Genomic DNA, 17,450 nt, shown 5'->3' with positions numbered 1-17,450 from the left:
GAATGGCTGAAGGCGGCGGTGCGCCTTGCCAGCGTCACGTCTGGCGAGGAACGGCAGCGTTACCTCGCATCGGGTCTGCGGGCCATCGGCGCGCTGCAACCCTTCCTCGACACACCGGTCAGGGGATTGTGGTTCGACAAATGGCCGGCCGACAGGCCGATGCTCGACGAACCGGCGCCAGCCAGCACGTTCTATCACATCGTCTGCGCCATCTATGAGGCCGAGACCGTGCTGGCGGTCAGCGGATGAATTGAAAATGATGCTAGTCGTCGAAGAGGAATAGCAGGGACTGCTTTCTGAATTGGCTCGGTTCATTTTTCAGCTTTTTTATTCCCATGTTTAAAATGGGATAGTGCTTTTGCTCTGTCAGCCAGTTAAAAAGACAAGGTGGGGCATCAAACTATGGTCACTCTTTCGAAAGGCACGTAATGGCCCTTGATCTGCTGAACCACGAAGATGAGCTGAAGATTGCTAAAGAACTCAACTCCCTGTTAGCTTCAAAATATGCTCAGGAGGTGGTCAATCGTGTTGCAAATGATGTCATGTCAACACAATTGAATGGAGATCGGGTTGGCGATGGAAAAGTGAAAAATGATAGAGGTGGCTTCCGCGCGACACTCCGTTCGCTTAATCCTGAGCGTCTGATACGAAGAGCGTTACGGAAGCGGTTTTCAAAACAGGGAACGGTCTCGAAGTCGCGGGAAGCTTTCGATTGTCCCGAATATTTTCCCTTATATGTTCAGGGTCTCAACATCCAATATAGTACCGGAACTTTAGTTGACAGGCGAGGTGTTGGCAGAGTTGCGCGTGAGATATTGAAGGAACTAATAAGGCGAGAGGCGCTCGCGACCCTCACGGTTGGATCAGCCTGCGAAAAGCCTATTCATTTTTTCCCTTCTGTTCATTGGTGTCCCTCAGAGCTGCCTCCTCGCTCTGTTGTTATGGTGCACGACGTTATTCCTTTGCTGTTTGAGGACATATTCCACAAATCAACTGTCGGCGAATGGAAGCAGAGATACATTCATACAATCAGAAACGCCGACCTTATTGTAACCGTTAGTGAAAGCAGTTCGGACGATATCTCGCGGATTATTGGTATCCCGAAAGAAAAGATTCACGTCGTTTATAATGGTGTCGATGTTCTGGACTGGGAGGAAGACAAAAGTGTGGATTTTCTCACACCCGACGCTCCTTATTTCGTCTGTATAGGTTCCAACGATTACCATAAGAATATCGACGTCGTGATCAAGGCGATGGGCTACAGCAACGCAGATGACTATCATTTGGTCGTTGTTGGAAAATCACCAAAAGGGTTTTCTGCGGAGTTGACCTCCGGTAGCGCGGGAAAGATACATCCAGTCGGTCGCCTGACAGACGGGCAGTTGGCGAGAGTATTAAAACGATCCAGAGGATTACTTTTCCCCAGTCTATATGAAGGCTTTGGTTTGCCTCCGTTAGAGGCGTTGATGCTTGAAGTTCCCTGCATATGCAGCACGAGACCTGCCATGACAGAGTTACTGCCTGGCGTGGTGGTTTTTTGTGATCCGGATAAACCGCAGGATTGGGCGAATGCCATGCATCAATTGGCTAATTTCCCACCGGACATGGACGTTAGAAGTCAAGTAGCAAGTGAACTTCGGCGCCAGTTCAATTGGGCAAGGTCAACGGATTTGCTTTTATCTGTGCTTGGCAGACTTAAAGATGTTGAACGCTGAAACGACCACGGTTGTTGCAGGTGACGTGACACGAGGTTTTCACAACGCTTTGTGACGCGGCGAGGTGTACTATACCTGCCTGCATTTGCCGTGCGTTTTGATGCAGAAAACCCCGCCACCTGATGTCTTGATGGGTGGCGACGGGATTGCCGCAATTTCTCCATTCACGAGGAAAGTCTCAGTTGCAGGTCAATTCCTGCCGTCTTGACCCGTCGAGTGGAGCCGGACACCAGTAATACGGATGCCGTGCAGGTTATTGCCGGCAATGCGAAATTCCCAGTTGCCAAGCTCCTGCTGCCCGATAGTGAATTCGAGGCTGGTCGTAGCGGTCTTTCCGCTTAACCCGCGTTGCAGGAGCGTGGATGTGGCTGGACCGGTTACGGTATTATATACCTCAATTGTGGCTTCGTCCGCGCGCTCGTCGAAAATTCGTGCGTCTATTTCAACGCGGTATTTTCCCGGCGGCAGCACCATGCCGGGACCATAGAGTTTGTGTTTACCGCCAGTACCGGCCAGATCGAGAATAGAGGTATTCACCTGACCGTACCGTGTTCTCATTTCCGGCAGCAGGTTGCTGTCGATCACGGGCAACAGGGCGAGACCGGCATTTTCGAGTTGCGCACGCGGCAGGTGTGAAGCGAGATAGAATGGAGTACCAGCAATCCGATACAGCGAATCGGCCTCGAAATTTGCCAATTGCTGGCGTACGTTGGCAAGGCTGATACTGTTAGTATGCCAAACCAGTGTTTCGGGTGGGCCGTTATCGCTATTTGGATTATCGAGGTCGTCTTCTTGCAGAAAGGCGCGCGGACGCAGTGAAAGCAGTGCCGGGTCAGCCTTGATGCGTCCCAAGAAATGTCGGTTTTGCTCTATATTGTCCGCTGCCCTGTCGGTGTCTCTCACCACATTGCTGTTCCAGGCCGGTAGAAGGGTACTCCAAGGAAAACTGATGGAAATACCGGCGATTATAAATATTGGAAGCAATATCTGTATGCCCGCCTGTCGCCGGAGCGTACGAGGTTCCTTAAGATGTGATATCTGCGGCGCTACGCTCCACCATAGAAACCAGAAAATAGCGATCTGAAAGGGAAAGGGATAATACACGTCCATTTGGCCGGCAGCATCACTCAAGGCGGTGAAGTTGAGGAGTGACCATGGAATATAAGCCAGGAAGCCGAAAAAAGGTATGGGATTGCGCCAAATGATCGTCGCCAGCAAAGCAATTGCGGCGGGCAGCACGAGATAGAGGCGCTGCGTAAACAAGATGGCGAGCCGCTCCTGCATCAGTGACCACGTCAGGTGCGCATAAGGAGGGACACCAGTGTAGATGCGAGTAAAGGCGCCATCAGCTGGAAACAGCGAACTGCGGATCAGCACGGCTGCCAGCGACAGACAGAAGGCCGGCAGTAGCAGCGTCAGTATATTGCTCCCAGCTGTCACACGACGGCTGCTCCACATGGTCCAGACCCATAACAGTCCGAGCGGCGCAACGATATGGAAGCCCATATCCTCGCGCACCGAAAGCGCCAGTATTAAAAACAATGCCGCCAATCGCCGTTTGCCGCTAAAGAAGGCGGCGAGGCAGGCGCAGACCATTAGCGCACCCAACGCTTCGATATGGGGGTATGCCAGGATAAACATGGCCAGACCGTTGAAGGCAAAAGCCAACGCCAGAAGGGCCTGCCAAAGCGGTCTTTCTGCAAAGCAGGGTATTCTGCGCAGAGCAATCCACGCCAATAAACCGCTGCCCCCGAGAACTACGCCCTGGAAGCTGGCAAACCATGTTATCGGTCCCCATGGCCAGAAAAAGCTTAGCAGGCCAATGGCGTAAAGGATTGGCGACAGATGTGTGCTATAGAAAAGATTGTTGTCGATAACGGATGGGTTGGTCAGGTTGAAATCCTGTGGGCGCCACATCAGCGCCGCAAACCAGCCGCTATCGTGTAGATAGCCACCCGACACATAGAAATGGTTCATCACAAAGCTGAAACCGGCTAGAAACGGCACCAGAAAGGATAGGAGCACAGCTATGCTTTCCTTCACTAGTGCGAGCCTCGGCGCTGTCGGTTCAAGTGTCTGGCAAATCATTCCCATTTGTTGCTTCTCTGTCGCCGTTTTCGCGACGATCTCTTAAATTACTATGCAAGTGCTGCGCCGGTATCGGCGTGATCACGATCAGGCACGTTTCTTCACGCAGAAGCGGAAAAATATAAAATCTTTATATTTTCATCACTTTAAAGAAGCGCTCCGGAATATTTCGAATGATCAACATGATCAACTGCCAGACAGGACGTACATAGACGATGTTTCTTTTGCGTAGAACGGCGCGTTCAATCGCAACCGCAACCTCTTTTGGGTCGGCTGTCAGTGCCGCCGGTAAATCCATCCCCTCTGTCATTTTGGTTGCAACAAACCCCGGTAAAACTGTAACCACATGGACACCGCGCTTCGCGAGGCGGTTGCGTAGGCCAGAGAGAAATGCGGTAAAAGCAGCTTTGGCGGAACCGTAGACGTAATTAGTTGCGCGGCCGCGCTCGCCGGCAACGGAACTGATCCCGACAAGCGTACCCGATGCCCGTTGTTCGAAGCGATTGGCGAGAAGTGCCAGGATACTTGCTGGGCCTTCATAATTACTGCGCATAACTTGGCTCGCGGCAATAGGATTGCGTTCGCTTTCCTCCTGTCGACCCATCAGCCCGATGGTGGAGATTGCAATTTCGGGCAGACGGGGAAGGTTGTTCAGGAATTCTTCGTGTGTATCAATCGAGAGTGCATCAAATTCATGCAATGTGACCTCGACACCGTAACGGAGTTCGATATCACGTTTCTCGATGTCGAGACCTTCCGAATTGCGCGCTGCCAGTTGGATAGCGTATCCTTCTGCGGCAAATTTACGGGCTACAGCGTTGCCAATGTCCGACCGAGCACCAATAATAAGGACAGCCGGTTTCGTCATATTGAGAGCCTTTCTGCCTGAGACGAAATAAAGCGGCTTTTCCAGCCATTTTCGTCCCGAGAATGTATGAATTTTTCTACGCGTGGATCTGAGGCCCGTAACGTGCGAGCGGACATACGGCTGTCTTTCGCCAAGTAAAAGCGCCCGCCATTCTCGACGGCAATTTCGTCCAGATGGTTCAGTAAACGAAGGGTTTTCCTTGAGATTGGGAAATCAAGCGCAAGAGTGTAGCCTTCCATGGGAAAGGAAAATTTGCTGTCCTGCGGGCCAAGTCTTTTAAGAACGGCCAGAAAAGAGCCAGCTCCGGCAAGGGAAATAGCCTCAAGCAGGGCCGAAATTCCTTTTTCTGAACGATCAAGCGGCAGTACACACTGAAATTGCGCAAACCCGCTTCGACCATATATCCGGTTCCAGCCCAGTACCGAATCTAACGGGTAGAAATATGAATCGCAATCAACGAGATGCTCTCCAGTTTTGCTGACCCCTTTTTTGTAGTATAGCTTGTTGAACAGGCTTACGGTTATTCGATTCAAAATACCGGATGGCAAAGTGATAGGTAATCTGACTACCCGTTTATCAGGCTGCCCGAACGGTTCGTTGGCATGTCTCGCTGGGAGATCGGATATCGAGGCATGTTCGCCTAACATGATTAGAGAACGCCCTAAATCCTTTCCACGCCCGAGGCAATCGATCCAGGCGACTGAGTAGGTCGCGTCCTTGTATTTTTCGAAGATTTCAATTGCTGTCCGCAGGTTCGGAGCCGGGACAGTTGTTTGCCGGATCCACGAAGTCTCGACGCGTCTGAGGCGGAACGCCGCGCGTAGAATGATCCCGGTCAGACCCATGCCGCCCAATGTATGTTCGAAGAGATTAATATTCGTCTTCTGGGAGCATCGGATAGTCTCTCCTTTGAAGTCCAGGACATCTATCCAGTCGACACATGTTCTAAAACTGCCCTCTTTATGGTGGTTTTTACCATGGACATCCGCAGCAATCATGCCACCTAGAGTAACGAATTTCGTTCCCGGCGTGACCATGGGGAACCAACCACTAGGTAGAAATGCCTTGATGATGTCGCCCAGCAGTACTCCAGATTCCGCGACAAGCTGACCAGTCTGCTTTTCGAAAGAGAGCATGCGATTGAAATATTTCATTGAAATAGTGCTGAATGGATTAATCGCACTATCGCCATAGGCACGGCCATTGCCACGGGCTATTACACTATGCTTGGAGTTCACCAAATCGCACAGTGTTTCCACATCGCGCGGAAAATAAAGTTGGGTCTCTATCGAAGGGTATCGACCCCAGCCAGATATTTTCATAACGCGAGCTCTCCGCGTTTGTCGTTAAAGACAAACCGCTTGTCGAGATTGTACTTAACGACATATCCTATCGCCAACCCGATAATGGCGCCGATTTCCCGCATAAGATCGGTTTGCCAGATTTGCCAAAACGTGGTCTCGGCTCCCCAGAATATCAGAGTGGTTAGAATGCCCATTACTGTGTATAGCGTGAATTTTCGGGTGTTGTTTTTCACTCCCATATCTTGGTCATAGAAAATCCATCGCTTGTCGAGTGCATATTTTATGACGAGACCTACAAGCGTTCCCATTCCTATGGCGGCAATAAAGTGGGTACCGGTGCTTCCAGTCTGAAGAACAATCCGTTGCGTGGCCAGGTTTGCAAAAGTCGCTACGGCAGCGAATATAGCATACCTAAAAGTCAGCGTGCCTGGTGTCATAATAGTGCACTTCCCAGTGTGAAGGCCAAGATTATCAATGCACATATTTGACTGGTGCCATCTTTAGCTGCGTACACGACCGGATCGTCATGCATCAAACCGCGGTGCGCGATCATGACAGCGCGGGTGATCCAGTAAAGGAGAATCGCACAGACCCCCCAAAGCGCCTCCGGGCGTGCATAAAGCTCCATCACTGCAGGGGAATTGACATAAAGCGTCATCACGAGCACGGAGACGTAGCCAGCAGCGATCGCGATCATTGAAATTATAGGCAAGTCATCGACATGATAACCCCTGCCGCTTGGTTTCAAATTTCCCCGCTCTGCGCTGTCGATTAACTCAGCCTGCCTTTTGATGGCTGCTAGCGATAAGAAAAAGAAAACGGAGAACGCTAGCAGCCAGATTGATATGCCAATCGACGTCGCCACGGAACCGGCAAAAATCCTTATCGTATAAAGTGCAGCGAGCATGCAGATATCAACGACAATCAACCTCTTGAGATAGAGCGAATAAGCGGTCGTCAACAGATAGTAGCCGATCATGACTACCAGAAATTTCCAGCTTATAAAAAACGCGAAAAAAGAACCGAGACCTACAAGCGTTCCCGCCATTAAGGTGCCATGTGTGATGGGAACGGTGCCTGCGGCAAACGGCCGTTTTCGTTTTCGCGGATGCGCTCTGTCTGCAGAAAGATCGAGCAGATCGTTCAAGACATATACGCCTGAAGCTATCAGGCTGAAGCACACAAATGCCGCTATCGACGCGACGACGGTTGCTCCATCTATCTGATGTGCGGCAAGCATCGGTACGAATACAAGGAGATTCTTTAACCATTGGTGAGGCCTGAGTGCCTTGATATATGGTTTTATAGAATCTTTTTCGCTCTGAAGGTGTTCCACGGTGTCGCAAAGTGCTTCGACTTTCGCGCGCACTTTTCTTGGTACATCGACTGTGATTGCTTTTTCCGCACGTTCCCACACGGGCAAATCGGCCGCGGTGTCCCCCATGTAAAAAAAGCCACTTTCTCCGAAGCGCTCTTGCAAAAACGCAGCTTTAGTTGCACCTTTCAGATTACGTGTGCCGTCGGAGCCGTGTACCTCATCAAAGATACCGAGATGATCCGCTATTGCTTGTGCGACTTGCTGATCAGAGGCTGTAACAAGAACGGCACGACCACCGGCGCTTCGCCATTCCTCGATATAAGCCAGTACTTTATCGTTATAAGGAAGCACACTTGCATCTACGGTTGCCGCGCGGGCGAGGTGACATTTCAAGTGAGCGCGCCCATGTGACAGCGCTGAAACTGCACTGAAAAGACAGCGCCAATTCGAGCCAAAGGCTGACCAGAAATTTTCGTATAGCATGTCGGTGCGGAGAAGGGTTCCGTCCAAGTCAACGACCAGCATTTTTCGGGTATCGAAATTCAACGGTTCATCGCTCTTTCGTCATGCGTTTTTTTGTTGTGGCGGAGCCCGGATATGTAAGGGCGCTATCAAGCGGTTACTCCGCCGCGGATGCCAGAGAGCCTCGTTATCCTTTTTTAGGGCGTCCTAACGTATAGGGCTCGGTCACGCAATCGATTGATGACCGGTTAGCGCAGAAACATTTTGAAAAGATCGGAAATAATTCGAAAGCTATTGAAAACTTCCAACATAATCTGATAGCTGCTGCGGGCGCATAATTGCGGATTTTGCTTGTTGGGAAGAGACACATGAAAACGGCACTCGTCTGCGGAGCAGGTGGATTTATTGGCGCACATCTGGTCAAGCGCCTGAAACGCGAAGGTTTCTGGGTGAGAGGCGTCGACCTCAAGTTCCCAGAATACGCTGCAACTGAGGCTGACGATTTCGTTATCGCAGACTTGCGGGAGCAGGCTAACTGTCGAGCAGTAATTGATCGCAGGTTCGATGAGGTATATCAGCTCGCCGCCGATATGGGCGGTGCGGGGTATATTTTTACGGGTGAGAATGATGCTGATATCATGCACAATTCGGCCACCATCAATCTCAACGTTTTGGATGCCTGCTACCGTCGCAACATAAAGCGGGTATTTTACAGCTCTTCAGCCTGTATGTATCCCGAGCATAACCAGACCGACCCGAGTGCTCCCGTAACGCGGGAAGACAGCGCTTATCCGGCAAATCCGGACAGCGAATATGGCTGGGAAAAGCTGTTTTCCGAACGTCTTTATCTTGCTTATAATCGCAATCACGGGATGGAATGCCGTGTTGCGCGTTATCATAACATCTTTGGCCCGGAAGGGTCCTGGGTTGGAGGACGCGAGAAGGCGCCGGCAGCACTCTGCCGTAAAGTCGCGGAGGCTGAAGCCGGTGGAGCGATCGAGATCTGGGGCGATGGTCTGCAGACGCGGTCGTTTCTCTTTGTCGATGAGTGCCTTGAGGCCACTCTGCGGCTGACGCGATGTGAAACCTTTGCCGGACCGGTGAATATTGGCTCTGAAGAGATGGTTTCGATCAACGAACTCGCCAGGATCACCATGCGAGTGGCTGGCAAGGATCTCGAAATTCACAATATTCCAGGCCCGCAAGGTGTACGTGGTCGTAACTCCCACAATGACCTTATTCGAGAAAAGCTGGGATGGGAGCCAAGCCTTACGCTTGAGCAGGGGCTGGCCCGTACCTATCCCTGGATTGCTCGTCAGGCCGAGCTTGCACGTGGAAAAAACAAGTGACGGCCGGCGGCCCGATCTGTAGCGAGATATTATGATGAAGCCGAAACTCTCTGTTATAGGCCTGGGCAAACTCGGTGCGCCCATGCTTGCCGTCTTTGCCAAAAAGGGCTTTGACGTCATTGGTATGGATTTGAATTCCGCATTTGTGGATTCAATCAATCGTGGTGTGGCGCCGGTTCCTGAGCCGCAACTCCAGGAGTTGATCACGGAGCACGGCGGGCGCATTCGCGCTACGACCGATATCCGCGAAGCGGTGCTTTCCTCGGACGTGACCTTCATCATCGTTCCGACCCCAAGTGGACCGGATCGTTTTTTCCGCAATGACTATGTGATCTCTGCGCTGGAGAGCATCGGCGCGGCATTGCACGACAAGAGCGGCTACCACAATGTCGTTATCACCTCCACCGTCATGCCTGGCTCTACAGGTGGTATTCTGCGACAGACGCTTGAGCGCGCATCCGGTCGAACCGTGGGCTCGGATCTTGGTTTGTGTTATAATCCGGAATTCATAGCGCTCGGCACTGTGGTCCGCGATATGCTTTATCCAGATATGATTCTTATCGGCGAAAGCGACCCTAAATCGGGCGATTTGCTCGAAAGCGTCTATCGTGGCTCGACAGAGAGCAATCCTGAGTTCCAGCGAATGAACTGGGTCAATGCGGAACTTTGCAAGATTGCCGTTAATACTTACGTGACTACAAAGATCAGCTACGCGAATATGATCGCCGACATGTGTGATCACCTCGACGGTGCAGATGCGGATGTTGTGACGGATGCTCTCGGTGCCGACAGCCGGATAGGGAAGAAATACATCAAGGGTGCCATCGGTTATGGTGGTCCCTGTTTCCCACGTGATAACAAGGCATTCGCGGCGCTCGGACGGAGCCTTGGCGCGCGCACGGATCTCGCCGAAGCGACGGATGTCATCAATGATCACCAGACCGAACGTCTTGTGAGGGCTATAGCGGCATCTGCTGATCCCGGAGCACAGGTTGCAATTCTCGGATTGTCTTACAAGCCGGAAACGCCGGTGATTGAGGAAAGCCAGGGATTAGCGCTCGCTCACAAACTGGTCAGCATCGGCTATCGTGTGCGGATCACGGACCCGCAGGCGCTCGTCAGTCTTCCGGATCAGATCGCCGATGGGATCGTGATTAAGGTCGATGCGGACAGCGCCATGGCGGGAGCAGATGTGGTCGCGATTGTGACGCCTTGGAAAGTCTACCGCAATCTCGACATTGCGGCGGCTGGGCCGAAGGCGGTTATTGATCCGTGGCGAGTAGTCGACGCTGCAAAGCTTTCGGCTGCCATAACGTTGATCAGACCCGGTATGGGCGATTGGCTCTCGGATGCCGCCGCAGCGAAACATAACCGGGTAATGTCATGATATCGATCGTCCTCTATGGAAGGAACGACAGTTACGGTTATAACCTCCACAAGAGGGCTGCTCTCAGCCTGAATTGTATGGCGGAAGTGCTGACCGACGAAAATGATGAAATTCTTTTCGTCGACTACAACACGCCGGATGATTTTCCGACCTTCCCGGAGGCGATCTGCGACACGCTGACAGATCGTGCGAAACGCCTTTTGCGGATCATTCGCATAAGGCCAAGCGTTCATAATCAGTTCTTCGCGTCTCGTACGCATCTGAAGGCTCTTGAGCCGATTTCACGTAACGCTGCCGTCAGGCGGTCCAATCCTGCGAACCGCTGGATATTGTCGACCAATACGGACATGATCTTTGTACCACGCGGGTCGCACTCCTTATCTGAACAGTTGGCCGGACTGAAGGACGGATTTTATTGCGCTCCTCGTTTCGAGATACCCGAGACGCTGTGGGAGAGCTTTGATCGGCTTGATCCGGCTGGAGTTATTGCTGAAACGCGCGCGATGGGAGAGACCCTTCATCTCAATGAAATTGTCTACGGCGCTGATTCAATTCTTTATGATGCGCCGGGTGACTTCCAGCTCATGAGACGCGAAGATCTTTTTGCCATCCATGGGTTCGATGAGCGGATGCTCCTGGGTTGGCACGTTGACTCGAATATTTCTAAGCGCCTTGTAATGCTTCACGGAAAAGTTAGCGACGCTGTACCCGCAGTTTTTGGTTATCATTGCGACCACACGCGTCAGACGACACCAATGCACGCACATAAAAGCGTGGAGAATAATCCAGAAGAATTTATCGACGGGGTGAAGAGGCCTGACATTCCCGATCAAGCGGAAGTTTGGGGGCTCAACGGAATAGAACTGGAAGAAATCAGCCTGACGAATACCGTCAATATGGCTTATCGTCTTTCCCTTTCTGAAGCGATAGAGACACCGCTTACTCGTCCGCTGGAAGCAAGATATCGAGCAGAGTCTTATGACAATGAAACCGGCAGTCCAGAACACGTCTTGCCGTTTCTCGTTGATCTTTTTGCGAATGCCCCACGGAACACGCAGGTCGTCTGGATTGGTCCTCTGGATCGCATGTTCAACCTTTTTACCCGTTGTTGGGATAGTCTTGGTTTCTCTAATCGCGTGACAGTTTGGCAAGCGGGCCCGGAGCATTCGGCCACGCTTGCTCAGGCGGATGCTTTCGTAATCAATTTCGGGCTTCCTGATAAGGCTGAAGGCGAGGCTCTTGCCGAAGTTCTAAACGGATTTTTTGCTGCGATAGTTGATGAACGTCGGCATTTGGCAAAAAAGGGGGAGCCGAGACGCTTCATTGGCATTAATGCGGTTCATAATCGCTTTGAATCTATTATGCAGCGGTTCGTTGGGTGCGGACGTACGCCCTTTTCCGCGCGGCTTCGCCACGGTTATCTTCTTCAGTCCATATTTAAGGACGTTGACGACTGGACGCCAGAAATGCGTGCCGGTGCGGCAGGTGTTCGGGAGAAGGATGTCATCCGCTCCAACAGTGAAGTTGGGCACATTTTTTTTGGGCCTTACGCTCATTTGGCACCCGGTGACTATCGTATAGATTTGACTCTATCGCGCCGATGGGATCACCCGTTGAAATGCAGGCTCAACCTCGATCTGCTTCAAGGCGACAAGGTTCTTTACGAAAAGAAAGTAAACCTTCTCCGAGGGAAGGTAACTGCGAAGCTATCGTTGCATGTTGCCCCTCGCGACATATTGCTTCCCGTACAAATTCGCCTCCACTCATCTGGTAAGGCACGTATAACACTCGAAAATGTCGTAGTTAAACGTACCTCTAAACTTGCTGAGGATTGGTCGATATGACGCTATCTGCTTTTCGCCATAGGTTTGCGAGTTTTCGTGCGGTTGGTTGTGATCCATTGGTATCAGAAGTCGAAAGATTGAATGCCGATGGGCAGGATATTCGCAACGTTGCTGCTCGGGTGAAGAACGGGAACCTGCCACTCCCGCCTTCTGTTCTTAAGGATACAGAGTTTAAGACAGGAACCTTAAGCGCACTTGCTTTGAAACGAAAAGCAACGGTGACGTTTGCTGCGGGTCTCAACTAAGCGTGAAAGCCCAGCTATGAACTCAAATGGTGCAATCGGAAATAGAGCGCCTTGGAAGGTGCTTAAAACTCATGCCATTTACGACGCTCCACCATTTTTGGAGCTCTCGGTTGAAATGGTCGAGTTGCCGGATGGGCGCGTTGTCGATGATTATCATCAAGTTCATTTGCCTGATTTTTCGATTGCCGTGCCGATTCTCGCCGATGGTCGTATTTTGACTTTATGGCAATATAAACATGGTGCTCGATGCTATTCCATGACCTTTCCCGCTGGCCATGTGGAGCCCGGGGAAGATGCTGTTGAGGCGATGCTGCGGGAACTGCGAGAAGAAACCGGCTATGTGGCTGAGAATGCGGTTAGCTTTGGCAGTTATGCCGTTAGTGGCAATCAGGGCTGTGGGCGTGCGCATCTTTTCGCCCTGACGGGTTGTTGTCCCGCCGGCGTCGCCGATCACGACGATCTTGAAACTTTCGATCTTAGAGTTATGACAGTGGAGGAAATAAATGCGGCGATCGATCAGGGACATTGTGCAATCCTTCCTCAGCTCGCCGTCTGGCTCGCGACCAGAGCACATTTCGGGTTCTGACGATCAGCGACTGGCCGAACATGAAACAGGTCTGACCGTTCACGCTCCGGCTCCTGCTGTCCAGCTCGATCTGGCTCCGATCTGGACCATGGTTCCAGAGGCAGAGCCAATTCGGCTTGGCGCGTACTACGCCCACATGCGGGGCTACTATCCTTATTGTGAGATGCAAACCAAACGCTGGTGTGTCCGCAACATCGGCCGCGATTGGCGTATTTTTGATGTCGGGGGTAATATCGGATATTACTCCGCACTTTTTGGTCGCTGCGCACCTGAAGGCCGGGTTGTTGCATTCGAACCGACGGAAACGCATCGTATGCTCAGGCACAATCTTGAGCTCAACGGCATTTCAAATGTCGAAGTCCAGCAGATTATAATGGGGGAGGCCGAAGGTAACCGTCGTGATGCGATATTCCGCGTCTGGGGCAGTCCCGCGGAAGTGGAGGAGTTTCCTTTCTCGACAGTGGACGCGGAAATGCGGCGTCTGGAATGGGACAGGCTTGATCTTCTTAAGGTTGATGTCGATAGCTTCGATCTCGAAGTGTTGAAAGGCTCTCTTCAGACACTCGACAAATTTAACCCATGGATTCTCGTCGAACTTAATCATGCCTTGGCGGAAAGAAAGCAGAGCGTATCTCAGGCGCTCGAATGGTTGGCATCGGTAGGTTACCAAGATGCTCTCGTGATGGACGGCGAGAATTTCCTTTTGCGTCGTCCTGAGGGCGCGCCGGTTGCCGTTGATGGCTTGAGGCTCATACATGAACGGGAGCCTGTCTATGTTGCACCTGTTCTTGTGGCGACGGAAGCACAGGCGGCTAACGTTGCTGCAGTATTCGAACTACCTAGTACTGGTGTTCTGGATGAAGAAACCGGTGATCTGGTTATCAATGCACCAGCCTGGGGCTATGGCTTGATCTGGAAAGTGCAACCAATCTGTGAAGGACCGGCAATCGTACGTTTGTCCGTTGGCGTCTCTGGAGCCGATATCGGAGTTCTTTGCGTTAGGGAGGGTTTTTCGGATATCATTGGATCGGAAGCTTTTATACTGCCGGGCGGAGAAACTACGGTCGAGATAGCGCTTGAGCAGGTCGAGGACCTGCGTGGGATTGTTATCAGAAGAGGCCCGACGCTATCTGGTGTGGCTCGAGTACGTTTCAATGAGCCGGTTGTCTTGCAGGCGGAAGCTCGGCGTAATGTTACCCCGCCGCTTTCGATGAACCCGGCTCAAAAAGAGACCAACTTGAGTGATGCCGCGCAAGGGCTCTCATCATTGGCTTTTGATGTGCCAGAAAACCGGCTCGAAATCGTTGACGCTCATATGCTGGGAGAACGCCTTGGCTTGGACTACTCGTTCCGAGCTCCGATTAATCTCGTTAATATGCCGCTTACCCAGTTCCGTATGGAAGTCCATGACGCGAAGATATTGGGACAGCTATACCGTGCGTTTCGACCAAAACATCATCTGGAGTTTGGGACCTGGGAGGGGTTTGGTGCGCGGCTTTGCCTGCAAAACTCCGAAGCTCTCGTCTGGACGCTGAACCTTCCTGAAGGGGAAAAGGATGATGAGGGGCGTCCTTTGTATTCAGACGCATCCGGCGTCACTGATGGTGGAAACCGGATCGGACGACTTTATCGCGAAGCTGGATTGGCCGGGCGAGTAACCCAGATGTTGATGGACAGTCGGGAGTTCGACACAGCTGCTTTCGGTCCGAATTTCTTCGATACAATCCTGATCGACGGTGGCCATACGGCCGATGTAGTCACCAACGATACCGAAAAGGCCTTGCAGGTGGTTCGTCCGGGCGGACTTGTCATGTGGCATGATTTTTGTCCTGATCCCTTGATCGTAGCCGAACAAAATGCTGCTCAGGGCGTGGTTGAAGCCGTGCTGCTGAACTGGAAAGAGTGGCGTCCGCGCTTTTCATCCTTATTTTGGGTAAGACCCTCATGGCTTCTGGTCGGGGTGGTTGCTGATGGCGGCGTGAGTGCAAGTGAAGACAATGATACGCAATAAACAGGTTACATCCGCGACTTTCACCTCGGCTTACGCGCAAGGCTTTCTTCGTTGTGCCGTTGCTTCACATTTGGTTACTCCTGCTTCGCCATTGGCCAATGCTGCGGCAACTATGCCGCTACTGGAAACGGCAGACGAGCAGTCGGTGGGCCTTCTTGTCCTGCCCGAACTTGGTCTGACCGGTTACGCGATTGATGATCTTCTGCATCAGCAAACGCTGCTTGATGAAGCAGAGTCTGCTCTTGAACTGCTGCGAAAGCGTACCGAGACGCTAATGCCCGTGGTCCTCGTTGGAATGCCGGTCCGCTGGCAGGGACACCTTCTCAATTGCGCGGTAGTGCTGCATCGAGGTCGGCTTCTAGGTATTGTACCGAAAACCTATCTGCCCAATTATCGCGAATTCTACGAGGCGCGGCACTTCGCATCGGGTGCCATAGTTGAAAAGGGTGCCGTGATAGAAATGTTGGGAACTGAGGTTCCAATCGGTACGGACCTTTTGTTCACTGCGCAGGATATAGAAAATTTTGTGCTGGCGATTGAAATTTGCGAAGACGTTTGGGTGCCAACGCCGCCCTCATCCATGGCTGCCCTTGCCGGCGCGACAGTCATCGCAAATCTTTCTGCGTCCAATGCTATTATCGGTAAGTCGGCCGAACGTCATGCGCTTTGCCGTGTGCAATCTGCTCGTTGCAATGCTGCTTACCTCTATTCGGCGGCCGGTTTCGGTGAGTCGACGACTGACCTTGCCTGGGATGGCCATGCAATGGTCTATGAAGCTGGAACTCTTTTGGCTGAATCCGAGCGCTTTTCTACAAGTGCCGGTATGATCGTTACGGATGTCGATCTGGAACTTCTGGCAGCTGAACGGCTACGAAACGGCAGCCTTGTTGCAAATCGGCGCGATCTTGCGCCGAAAGCCTATAGGCACATTCGCTTTCATCTTCAGCCTCCGGCAAATGACATAGGCCTGCGTCGAAAGGTTGCTCGCTTTCCATTCGTTCCGGATGACAAAGGTCAGCTTGACGTTCTTTGCGAAGAAGCTTTCCAAATACAATCTCAAGGTCTTGCTCGTCGTTTAAAGGCGAGTAACATCGAGCGTGTGGTCATTGGTGTTTCGGGTGGATTGGATAGTTCGCACGCCCTGCTGGTTGCGCTCCACGCCATGGATCTGCTGAAACTTCCCCGTTCAAATGTCCTAGCGTGGACTTTACCGGCTTTTGCGACCTCAAATACGACGAAATCGAATGCTTGGCGACTTATGCGGGCGTTGGGAGTGACTGCGGACGAGATCGATGTAGGCCCGGCTTCAATGCAAATGTTGCGGGATATCGGCCATCCCGCCGCAGAGGGAGAGAAGGTTTATGATATTACCTTCGAGAACGTCCAGGCTGGGGCTAGAACGTCGCTCCTTTTCCGACTGGCAAACCGTCATAATGCGATTGTTCTAGGCACAGGTGATCTCTCTGAACTCGCTCTTGGTTGGGCGACCTATGGCGTCGGTGATCACATGAGCCACTACAATGTCAATTGCTCGGTCCCAAAAACGCTTATTCAGCACCTTATTCGATGGGTAGCGGCACGCGGACTTTACGGTGAAGAGGCATCTGCCGTTCTTCGGAATATATTGTCGACAGAAATCAGTCCAGAATTGGTACCGGGTGATGCGGATGCGCCAAGCCAGAGGACTGAAGATTTCGTCGGACCTTATGCGCTTCAAGACTTCAATCTTTTTTATACGGTAAGATATGGCTTGAGGCCGTCCAAGCTGGCTTTTCTTGCATGGCACGCTTGGCGAAATGTCAAAACGGGTAGCTGGCCGCCGGATTTCGCAGACGCTGATCGACGGGACTACGATTTGGAAACCGTTCGATCATGGCTAAGAGTTTTTATCAGGCGCTTCTTTCAAACCAGCCAGTTCAAACGAAGTGCCGTGCCTAACGGTCCTAAAACGAGTTCAGGCGGCTCTTTGTCTCCACGCGGCGACTGGCGTATGCCATCAGATGCGTCAGCGGATGCTTGGCTGCGGGAGCTTGACCTGGCGCTAGCCCCGCCGCCGAAAAATTAAGAGGGGCTGGCAGCGCATTCTGGTCAAATGACATCTCTTTATCGACTGTAAATCCGAATGCTCCGTTTATATGAGGAGCATTCGTCAATTACGCCCTTTTATAATCATCCTCGATGCGAATGACATCATCCTCGCCGATATAGGCCCCGGTCTGGATTTCCACCAGTTCGAGCGGGATCTGCCCCTCATTGGCCAGCCGGTGCGGCTG

General features: G+C 52.0%; 15 protein-coding genes. 9 read left to right on the top strand and 6 right to left on the bottom strand.

The window, feature by feature from the left end:
• Together DXT96_RS26590 and DXT96_RS26585 are read left to right on the top strand one after the other, a co-directional pair.
• Positions 1-249, top strand: a 249-nt coding sequence (locus DXT96_RS26590) for an AGE family epimerase/isomerase (protein ID WP_194287751.1), incomplete at its 5' end; no start/stop codon positions are given.
• 179 nt (positions 250-428) lie between these two features.
• Positions 429-1,715: a glycosyltransferase family 1 protein gene (locus tag DXT96_RS26585; protein WP_153517168.1), complete on the top strand. Its 1,287-nt coding sequence runs from the start codon at positions 429-431 to the stop codon at positions 1,713-1,715.
• 189 nt (positions 1,716-1,904) lie between these two features.
• Here the strand turns inward: DXT96_RS26585 and DXT96_RS26580 are convergent, their stop codons facing one another.
• The 5 genes from DXT96_RS26580 to DXT96_RS26560 form a co-directional block, all read right to left on the bottom strand.
• Positions 1,905-3,758 (bottom strand): hypothetical protein, encoded by a 1,854-nt coding sequence (locus DXT96_RS26580; RefSeq protein WP_153517167.1) that lies wholly within the window; start codon positions 3,756-3,758, stop codon positions 1,905-1,907.
• Positions 3,759-3,933: 175 nt separating this feature from the next.
• Entirely contained in the window at positions 3,934-4,671 is a 738-nt protein-coding gene (locus DXT96_RS26575; RefSeq protein WP_153517166.1) for an SDR family oxidoreductase, read from the bottom strand.
• A complete protein-coding gene (locus DXT96_RS26570; RefSeq protein ID WP_153517165.1) occupies positions 4,668-5,993 on the bottom strand; it encodes an FAD-binding oxidoreductase in 1,326 nt (441 codons plus the stop codon). Before DXT96_RS26570 ends, DXT96_RS26575 begins: the two co-directional genes overlap by 4 nt.
• A complete protein-coding gene (locus DXT96_RS26565) occupies positions 5,990-6,412 on the bottom strand; it encodes a GtrA family protein (RefSeq protein ID WP_153517164.1) in 423 nt (140 codons plus the stop codon). The genes DXT96_RS26570 and DXT96_RS26565 overlap by 4 nt, the downstream gene beginning before the upstream one ends.
• Positions 6,409-7,839, bottom strand: a complete 1,431-nt coding sequence (locus tag DXT96_RS26560; protein ID WP_153517163.1) for a UbiA family prenyltransferase — start codon at positions 7,837-7,839, stop codon at positions 6,409-6,411. Before DXT96_RS26560 ends, DXT96_RS26565 begins: the two co-directional genes overlap by 4 nt.
• A 284-nt stretch (positions 7,840-8,123) precedes the next feature.
• On the opposite strand from DXT96_RS26560, the gene DXT96_RS26555 reads away from it, so the two are divergent.
• From DXT96_RS26555 to DXT96_RS26525, 7 genes are read left to right on the top strand one after another with little or no spacing between them, the layout of a single operon-like run.
• Positions 8,124-9,104, top strand: a complete 981-nt coding sequence (locus tag DXT96_RS26555; protein ID WP_153517162.1) for an NAD-dependent epimerase/dehydratase family protein — start codon at positions 8,124-8,126, stop codon at positions 9,102-9,104.
• Positions 9,105-9,135: 31 nt separating this feature from the next.
• Entirely contained in the window at positions 9,136-10,491 is a 1,356-nt protein-coding gene (locus DXT96_RS26550; protein WP_153517161.1) for a UDP-glucose/GDP-mannose dehydrogenase family protein, read from the top strand.
• A complete protein-coding gene (locus DXT96_RS26545; RefSeq protein WP_153517160.1) occupies positions 10,488-12,335 on the top strand; it encodes a hypothetical protein in 1,848 nt (615 codons plus the stop codon). Before DXT96_RS26550 ends, DXT96_RS26545 begins: the two co-directional genes overlap by 4 nt.
• Entirely contained in the window at positions 12,332-12,580 is a 249-nt protein-coding gene (locus DXT96_RS26540) for a hypothetical protein (RefSeq protein WP_153517159.1), read from the top strand. The genes DXT96_RS26545 and DXT96_RS26540 overlap by 4 nt, the downstream gene beginning before the upstream one ends.
• A 16-nt stretch (positions 12,581-12,596) precedes the next feature.
• Positions 12,597-13,166, top strand: a complete 570-nt coding sequence (locus DXT96_RS26535; protein ID WP_153517158.1) for an NUDIX hydrolase — start codon at positions 12,597-12,599, stop codon at positions 13,164-13,166.
• On the top strand, positions 13,084-15,177 hold the full coding sequence (locus DXT96_RS26530; protein WP_153517157.1) for an FkbM family methyltransferase: 2,094 nt from the start codon (positions 13,084-13,086) through the stop codon (positions 15,175-15,177). The genes DXT96_RS26535 and DXT96_RS26530 overlap by 83 nt, the downstream gene beginning before the upstream one ends.
• Positions 15,164-17,242, top strand: coding sequence for an NAD(+) synthase (locus DXT96_RS26525; RefSeq protein ID WP_153517169.1), 2,079 nt, complete (start codon positions 15,164-15,166; stop codon positions 17,240-17,242). Before DXT96_RS26530 ends, DXT96_RS26525 begins: the two co-directional genes overlap by 14 nt.
• An 88-nt stretch (positions 17,243-17,330) precedes the next feature.
• Here the strand turns inward: DXT96_RS26525 and DXT96_RS26520 are convergent.
• Positions 17,331-17,450, bottom strand: a 120-nt coding sequence (locus DXT96_RS26520; protein ID WP_153517156.1) for a hypothetical protein, incomplete at its 5' end; no start/stop codon positions are given.

The organism is Agrobacterium sp. ICMP 6402 (assembly GCF_009498615.1).
GTDB lineage: Bacteria > Pseudomonadota > Alphaproteobacteria > Rhizobiales > Rhizobiaceae > Agrobacterium > Agrobacterium burrii.
Note: the sequence above shows the minus strand (reverse complement) of the source record. Positions and strands in the feature narration are given on the sequence as shown.